Below are 8153 nucleotides of genomic sequence, written 5' to 3'. Positions count from 1 at the left end.
GCGCGCGGCGATGTAGAGACGTTCGTGGGGGTGGTCGCTACGCAGCAGGAGCGGGGCCTGCATCTGGGTAAGTTGCCATTCGGCCTCGGCATAGCGCTCCAGGTCTTCCTGCGTCACCGGATCGTGTTGTACGCGGTCTTCGCCCTTGCCCATGCTGTATTCCCCCTCAGTAAGTTTGACTGTAGACCTTGATCAGGTCATTGCGGAAGTTGCTGTGTGGATTACCGGGTTTCTGAAGCGCCTTGGTGAAGATCATCGCCCTCATGTAGACGTTGATGGTGCGGTCGTTGACTTCCAAGATGATGTCGGGCAATGAGATGCTGGTGGTCTCGGAGATTTCCTCACGCCGCAGGTGGTGTCGGATCAGGCCATCCTTGAAGATCTCGGCCATGTCCACTTCCGTGCGATGCGGGGCGCCGTCCCGGGAGCGCCAGGTGACGATGGCCGGAGGCGGGAAGTTGCGGATGGCCAAGTACCCGGCGGACAACAATTTTTCGAGCGGACGCCCGTAGGATTCAACGGATGGACTGGGCGTATCCGAGCCATGCGGAAAGCCTTTGTACAGAATGGTGCAGCTTTGAGTATTGAAACAATAAGCGCCGAAATTATGCGCGGTGAACTTCAAGGGCCATTCCCACAAGGTGGCCTTGGGGCTGCTTTCCGTCGTGGCGTGCGGGGCGGCGTCGGGATTGGGCTGGGTGTGATTCATGGCGGAAGTGCATCCGGTGCTGGCGATCAACAGGACGCCCGTGGCGAAGTGCAAGGCGCGAGGGAAAGAAAGGATTGACATGCCGGTCTCCTTGTCATCCTGGGCCGTTTCTAGCATCAGGCGCCGCCGCCTGCAAGCCGGTATTGCAATGGGCGGCGATCCATGGTCTTTACGCGGCTTGTCGCCACGCAGCAGGCGCGGGGCTCGCAATGGGTGGCCATCCGTCGCGTCGGACATCGGCCATATCCATTTCCGTGCGGTGTGGCGCGCCATCTTTCGAGCGCCAAGCAATGATGTATTCGCGCGGATTTCAATCAGCCTGGCAATGGTTTTTCGCTTCATCACCCCGGTCGCGCGCCGGTATTTTCAGACCGAATCCTCATCGGTATCGGGCAGGTATCGGGCCGCCTCGCTTGGCAATGTTTCGACACCACGCAGTTTGCGTTCGATGGCACGGGTACGCACACCGGCTTTCTTGATGCTGTTTTGCACTGTGTCGAGCTGGCTATGAGCCTTTTCCAGTACGGTGGCGAATTTACCGAATTCGTCCTTGACCGCGCCCAGCGTCTGCCAGACTTCGCTTGAACGTTTTTCGATGGCCAGGGTGCGGAAGCCCATCTGCAAGGAGTTTAGCAGCGCCAACAGTGTGGTCGGGCCCACCAGCGTGACGCGGTGTTCGCGTTGCACGCCATCGAACAAACCGGGACGGCGGATCACCTCGGCGTACAAACCCTCGGTGGGTAGAAACAGCAGGGCGAAATCGGTGGTGGCCGGCGGCGCCACGTATTTTTCGCGGATTTTCTTCGCTTCATCCTTGATGCGCCGCTCCAATGCGTTGCCGTACTCCTGCATCGCCGCGGCATCGGCGCGTTCCTGCGCATCCAGCAGGCGTTCGTAATCCTCGTGTGGGAATTTGGCGTCGATCGGCAGCCAGATCGCGCCGCCATCGCCGCCGCCGGGCAGGCGCACGGCATATTCCACGCGCTCGCCGGAACCGGGCACGGTGGCGATGTTGGCGGCATATTGTTCCAGCGTCAGCACCTGTTCCAGCAATGCGCCCAATTGCGTTTCGCCAAAGGTGCCTCGGGTTTTCACATTGGTCAGCACGCGTTTCAGGTCACCCACGCCACTGGCCAATTGCTGCATTTCGCCGAGGCCGCGCTGCACGGCTTCCAGCCGTTCGCTGACCAGCCGGAAGGATTCACCAAGGCGGGTTTCCAACGTGGATTGCAGTTTTTCATCGACCGTGGCGCGCATCTGTTCCAGTTTTTGCGCATTGTCGAGTTGCATGGATCTCAGCTGCGTTTCTACTTGAACGCGCAATTCGTCGATGCTCCGCGCATTGCGGTCGGTCAATTCCTTCAGCCGCAGCCCCAGGGCATCGGTGAAGCGCTGCTGTTGCTCCTCCGTTTCGCGTCGCACGCGCTGGACCTCCACGCCAATGGCGGCACGGAATTCGTCTAGGCGTTTGTCGGTGCGCTCGGTGAGGTCGTGGATGCGCCGGCCAAGTGCTTCGTTGTGATGGCGTTGCGATTCGCTGGATTCGTGACGGGCCTGGCGTGCTTTGTCGTCGAGTGATTCGCTCAATTGGCCGAAGCGTGTTTCATGTTGCTGGCCGAACGCCGCCAGGCGCTGGCCGAAGCGTTCCATCTCCGCCATTTGTGTGCGTGAAAGGGTTTCCAGGCAATCACGCAGTTCGGCCCGACCGCTGCGCTGTTCTTCGCGCAGGGCGTCCTCCAGCGTTTTGCGCACCGGGGCCAGGGCGGCATCGGGCTTGCGCAGCAGCAATGCGAGGAGCAGGACGATGATGGCCGCCGCCGCCAGCAGGACGACCGACAGGATTGAGTTCTCGAACATCGCGCCAGTGTAGCGGCGGCCGTCGCAACAGCCGCGACGGCGATAAAAAACACCGCGCCGTGGACGCGGGGAGGCCGCCCCGAGCGGGCAGCCACGGACCCGAATCTGGACATTGGAGTCTTCGTCGACCCAGGCCTTGGCTCGTTCGCAGAATTCGAAATGAGCGGTTTCGACGTGCTGGTCGAGGGGCATCTGGACGATGCGCCGGACGCCGGGGTGTCCCGGGTTCACCCCACGGCGGCTCCGAACAACTTGCCGATGGCGGCGGTCGCGCCCATCGCCAGGGAGCCCCAGAACAGCACACGGGCCGCGCCCCTGCCCATCGAGGCGCCCCCCAGCCAACCGGCCAGGGCACCCAGCCCGGCCAGCAGCGACAGCGTGCCGAGGGTGATTGCAAGCGCCAGGCCGGCACCGGCCCATAGCCAGGCCAGCAGCAATGGCGGCGCGGCGCCGGCCGCGAATGCCGCGGCCGATGCCAGCGCCGCCTGCACCGGGCGCGCGGCGGTGTGTTCGGCCATGCCCAGCTCGTCACGTAGGTGGGCGCCCAGCGCGTCGTGCGCGGTCAGCGCTTCGGCCACCTGTTCGGCCAACGGTCTGGACAGGCCCCGCTGGATGTAGATATGGGTCAGCTCCTTCAGCTCGGCATCGGGCATTTCTTCCAGTTCGCGCTTCTCCTTGGCCCTGTCGGCGGCCTCGCTATCGGCTTGCGAACCGACCGAAACGTACTCGCCCGCCGCCATCGACAGGGCCCCGGCGGTGAGACCGGCGATACCGGTCATCAGGAGGGTCTGCGGCGACGCCCCGGCCGCGGCGATGCCCACCAGGAGCGAACTGGTCGAAATCAGCCCGTCGTTGGCGCCCAGCACGGCGGCGCGCAGCCAGCCGATACGCTCGCCGCGGTGACGCTCATGGTGCGGACTGGCCAGCGTCTTGGTGATGATGCGTTCCCCCAACCTATTGGGTTTCGAGTGTACCCGGTCGATCCGCAAGTCAAAAACCGCCGCGGGACGAAGCGGATGGCCGTGTATCCAAGCGGTCACTTTTCTGAAGCCTTACTGTCATCAACTCATTACTGATAATCATTATCATCTTCATCCCATCAAGGTGTATTTGGATGAAAGGTGTCCGCCATGCTCCGTTTCTCACCGCTATTCACCTCTTTTTTGCTTCTTGGCACCAGCGCCGCCGCCGCGGAGCCTCCCGCCGACGATACGGCTTCCCCCAAGACACTTGACCGCGTCGTGGTCAAGGGCCGCGTGCAGACGCACTACAAGGTCGAAGAGACCAAGACCGCCACGCGGACCGATACGCCGCTGGAACTCGTCCCACAATCGGTACAGGTCATCACCCGGCAGTTGATCGAGGATCAGGCCGCCAGCGACGTCACCGACCTCTACCGCAACATCAGCGGGGTGAGTTATTTCAGCTATTCCGGCGTCACCATGCGCGGGTTCCGTCAGGAAAACGTGCTTTACGACGGCCTGCGCGGCGACCCTTACGAGGGCTTTTCGGTCCCCCGCCTCTTCAGCGTCAACGAAGTGCAGGCGTTGAAAGGTTCCACCGGCGCCATCTACGGGGATGGGGAACCCGGCGGGGTGATCAACTACACATCCAAGAAGCCGAGCGCGGTGACGCGCAACGTCGCCAAGCTGAAGCTGGGCAATTACGATTCCGCCGCCGGCTCGCTGGAGGCATCCGGCCCCATTCGCGACGGCCGCCTGCGCTACCGGCTGGGCGGCTATGCCGACAGTGAACGGACTTGGCGTTACAACACCGCGCGCCGGGCCCGTATCGGGGAGGCGGGTTTCGCCGCCGACATCGGCGAGAACAGCGATCTGCTGGTTCAAGTCACCGGGATCAACCAGTACCTGAAAGGCAGCCGTTTGCGTGGGGTGAAGGTGGATGAAAACGGCGGCTTCCTGACCACGACCCGCTGGACCGCGACCGAACCCAGCGATTTTCTCGACCATCGGGCGCAAGCCGTATTCGCGCGTTTCACTTCCGAACCCAGTTATTTCTTCAGCTTCAATGCGGCCATGCGCTGGTTCCGTACCAACGAGCGGCTGCAAAACCACGAGCCGCGCGAACTGGCCGCCGACGGCCGTACCGTGCTCCGTCAGTTTTTCGATCAGGACCGTCGCATCCAGGGCTTGTCCTTCAACGCCAACTCCATTTTCCGTTTCACGACCGGGCCGGCCAATCACACGCTCCTGTTCGGCGTGGAAAACTTCCGCCGGCAAGCCGACATGGATCTGCGCCGAGCCGACAGCAGGGAGCTGGGCAAAGGGTTGGTTCCCGGCATCGACCTGTACGACCCGGTTTATGGCCTGAGTTCCGCCGCCGATTACGATTTGAAAAACATCCGCCCCAGGTTCACCCGCGCCAACGGCCTCGACCAGGGGCTTTATTTGCAGGATCAGATCGAGCTTTCGCCGCGCTGGCACGTGCTGGCCGGCCTGCGCCGCGACCGTTACGTCCGCGACGACCAGATCGCCCGCAGTAAGGCGTCGGGCGGCGACCTCACCTGGCGCTTTGGCCTGACCCATGTCGCGACCACCGGATTGAACGTCTATTTCAATACGTCGACCGGCTTCAGGCCGCAGTCGATCAACGCGCACTCGCCATTGGTCGGCGGGCCGTTCGACCCGCAACGCAGCCGGCAGTGGGAGTTGGGCTTCAAAGCGCGTCCCGAAGAAGGGCGCATGCAATTCAACGGTGCGCTCTACCGCATCGATCGCACCAATCTTCTCCAGTCCACCGGCCTGGACCCGGGCAATGACGGGTTCCAGGATCTCGCGGCGCTGGGGCTGGTTCGCAGCGAGGGCTTCGAGATGGATCTGCTGGCCGACCTGACCCCACGCTGGGTACTGAATCTTTCCTACAGCTACAACGATGCGCGAATCCTCAGCGGCAGCGCGGCGGCGGCCGGCAATGCCACCGCGCTTGGCAGCCGACGCTTCGCCAATGCGCCCCGGCACAACCTGGGGGCATGGACGCGCCTGGACATCCCGTCGCTGAAATCGGCCGTCGGGTTCGGCGCCGAATACATGAGCGAGCGCCTCAACCGCGATGGCGAACGGGTCAAGCCTTACACCCTGTTCGACATCAGTTGGCAAACCCGGCGCGGCAAGTGGGAATGGCAGGCCAACATCAAGAATCTGTTCAACAAGGAATACGCCGCCAGCGGGTTTTCCCGCTTCACCGGCCACCTGCCCGGGGAGCCTCGCCGCCTGCTGGTGGAAACGCGCTACCAATTCTGACTTCCCCGTGAAGTCCATCTTGAGCATGGACGCGGCCCGATTGGTACTGGATCGGGTCGCGTCCGTTCCGGGGCGTTCTCGCCGGCGGATTCGCGGAAGCGATGCTGGTATTTCACAAACATGAAATATGATAATGATTCTCGATTAAAACCAGTGCTCCTCTCTGCCATGCCATCTCCACGCCATTTCGCCACGTTCTTCCTGCTTGCCAGCACGGCCGCCGCCGCCCAGACCCCCACCCCCGCCACGCCGGAAAAGGAACTTGACCGAATCGTGGTCAAGGGCCGCGTGCAGACGCACTACAAGGCCGAGGACACCAGCATCGCCACCCGCACGGATACACCGCTGGAGCAAGTGCCCCAGTCGGTGCAAGTCATCGACCGGCAGTTGATCGAGGACCAGGCGGCGGGCGACGTCACCGATCTCTACCGCAACATCAGCGGGGTGAGCTTCTTCAGTTATTCCGGCGTCACCATGCGCGGGTTCCGCCAGGACAACGTGCTCTACGACGGCCTGCGCGGCGACCCTTATGCGGGCTTTTCCGTGCCGAGGCTCTTCAATATCAGCGAGTTGCAGGTGCTGAAGGGCGCGACCGGCGCGATGTACGGCGATGGCGATCCGGGCGGGGTCATCAACTACACCTCGAAAAAACCGACGGGATTTCCACAAAGGATCGCCAAGTTGAAGCTGGGCAATGACGATTTCGCCGCCGCCTCGCTGGAAGCCTCCGGGCCGCTGGGTAATGGTGGGCTGCGCTACCGCGTGGGCGGTTATGCCGACAGCGAGCGGCCGTGGCGCTACAACACCCGCCGCCGCAGCCGGATCGGCGAGGCCGCATTCGCATCGGAACTGGGGGATCATGGCGATCTGCTGGTGCAATTCACCGACATCCAGCAACGCCTGAAGGGCAACCGGTTGCGTGGAGTGATGGTGGACGAGAGCGGCCGTTTCCTCACCACCCGGCGCTGGAACGCGGCCGAGCCAAGCGATTTCCTCGACCACCGGGCGCAGGCGGTCTTCGCGCGTTATACGTTCGATCCCGGGGAAAGCTTCGCCTTCAACACGGCGATGCGCTGGTTCCGCAACACCGAGCGGCAGCAGTACCACGAGCCACGCGGCCTGGCCCGCGACGGGCGCACGATGAACCGCGAATTCCGCGACCAGGATCGTCGCAATCAGGGATTTTCCTTCAACGCCAACGGAATTTTCCGCTTCGCCACCGGCGGCGTCGATCATCGCGTGCTGCTGGGGTTCGAAAGCTACCAGCGTTCGTCGAACCTGGATTCCCGAACGGCCTACGGCAAGGAACGCAAGGGGCCGGTGCCGGGGCTGGATCTGTTCGAGCCGGTCTACGGGCTGACCGGCGCCGGGGACTACGGCCTGCAACGGATTCCCTTCCGGCTTTCCCGCAGTTGGGCGCGCGATCAAGCCGTATACCTACAGGATCAAGCGGCGCTGTCACCTCGCTGGCACGTGCTGGCGGGGCTTCGCCGCGACCGCTACGCGCGCGAGGATCTACGCTCGGGCCAACGGGCCAGCGGCGGCGATCTGACCTGGCGCCTGGGCTTGACCCATGTGCTGCGGGAGGGATTCAACCTGTATTTCAATACCTCGACCGGCTTCAAGCCGCAATCGATCGCCGCGCATTCACCGCTGGTCGGCGGGCCGTTCGATCCACAACGCAGCCGGCAGTGGGAAATCGGCCTCAAGGCGCATCCGAACGATGGCCGAACCCGGCTCAACCTTGCCGCCTACCGGATCGAGCGCACCAACATCCTGCAAAGTACCGGCCAGGACCCCGGCAACGACGGCCAGGACGATTTCACCGCCCTGGGTCTGGTGCGCAGCCAGGGGTTCGAGGCCGACCTGCTGACCGATCTCACCGCCCGCTGGGTGTTCAACCTTTCCTACAGCTACAACGACGCCAGCGTGATGCGCGGCAGCCCGGCTTCGGCCGGCAATACCAGCGGCGGCAACAGCCGTCGCTTTGCCAACGCTCCGCGCCACAAGCTGGGCATGTGGACGCGTTACGACATCCCTTCGCTGAAATCGGCCATCGGTTTCGGCGCCGACCATGTGGGGGAACGGGTCAGCCTCAACGGCCAACCGGTGCGCCCGTACACCTTGTTCGACATCAGTTGGCAAACCCGGCACGGTGCGTGGGAGTGGCAGGCCAACATCAAGAATCTCTTCGACAAGGTGTATTCGGCCAGCGGCTTCACCCGCCATAACGGCCACTTCCCCGGCGAGCCGCGCCGGCTTTACATCGAAGCGCGCTACCGGTTCTGAGCCGGAGCGGGTATCCACGGGTGATCCGGGTGCGCAGA

Annotated in this window: 5 protein-coding genes; 2 read left to right on the top strand and 3 right to left on the bottom strand. The window is 63.3% G+C overall.

The annotated features are described in order from the left end of the window. Positions 1-166: 166 nt before the first annotated feature. The 3 genes from EBB59_RS04365 to EBB59_RS04355 form a co-directional block, all read right to left on the bottom strand. Positions 167-1051: a hypothetical protein gene (locus EBB59_RS04365; RefSeq protein ID WP_147455505.1), complete on the bottom strand. Its 885-nt coding sequence runs from the start codon at positions 1049-1051 to the stop codon at positions 167-169. 24 nt (positions 1052-1075) lie between these two features. Then, positions 1076-2566: a DNA recombination protein RmuC gene (locus EBB59_RS04360; protein WP_122100940.1), complete on the bottom strand. Its 1491-nt coding sequence runs from the start codon at positions 2564-2566 to the stop codon at positions 1076-1078. Between the two features lie 227 nt (positions 2567-2793). Continuing rightward, positions 2794-3492 carry a VIT1/CCC1 transporter family protein gene (locus EBB59_RS04355; RefSeq protein ID WP_122100939.1) on the bottom strand — a complete coding sequence of 233 codons (699 nt, stop codon included), beginning with the start codon at positions 3490-3492 and terminating at the stop codon, positions 2794-2796. Between the two features lie 204 nt (positions 3493-3696). Between EBB59_RS04355 and EBB59_RS04350 the strand changes: the two genes are divergently transcribed. After that, positions 3697-5826 (top strand): TonB-dependent siderophore receptor, encoded by a 2130-nt coding sequence (locus tag EBB59_RS04350; protein ID WP_122100916.1) that lies wholly within the window; start codon positions 3697-3699, stop codon positions 5824-5826. Between the two features lie 168 nt (positions 5827-5994). Beyond that, on the top strand, positions 5995-8115 hold the full coding sequence (locus EBB59_RS04345; protein ID WP_122100915.1) for a TonB-dependent siderophore receptor: 2121 nt from the start codon (positions 5995-5997) through the stop codon (positions 8113-8115). Positions 8116-8153: the final 38 nt, after the last annotated feature.

This window comes from Solilutibacter pythonis, from assembly GCF_003697345.1.
Taxonomy (GTDB): Bacteria; Pseudomonadota; Gammaproteobacteria; order Xanthomonadales; family Xanthomonadaceae; genus Solilutibacter; species Solilutibacter pythonis.
This window is presented reverse-complemented; position numbering and strand designations above follow the sequence as displayed.

Excerpts from the sequence above, each read along its gene's own strand:
- EBB59_RS04365 (WP_147455505.1), bottom strand. The coding sequence starts at position 1,051 with ATGAAGCGAAAAACCATTGCCAGGCTGATTGAAATCCGCGCGAATACA.
- EBB59_RS04360 (WP_122100940.1), bottom strand. The coding sequence starts at position 2,566 with ATGTTCGAGAACTCAATCCTGTCGGTCGTCCTGCTGGCGGCGGCGGCC.
- EBB59_RS04350 (WP_122100916.1), top strand. The coding sequence starts at position 3,697 with ATGCTCCGTTTCTCACCGCTATTCACCTCTTTTTTGCTTCTTGGCACC.
- EBB59_RS04345 (WP_122100915.1), top strand. The coding sequence starts at position 5,995 with ATGCCATCTCCACGCCATTTCGCCACGTTCTTCCTGCTTGCCAGCACG.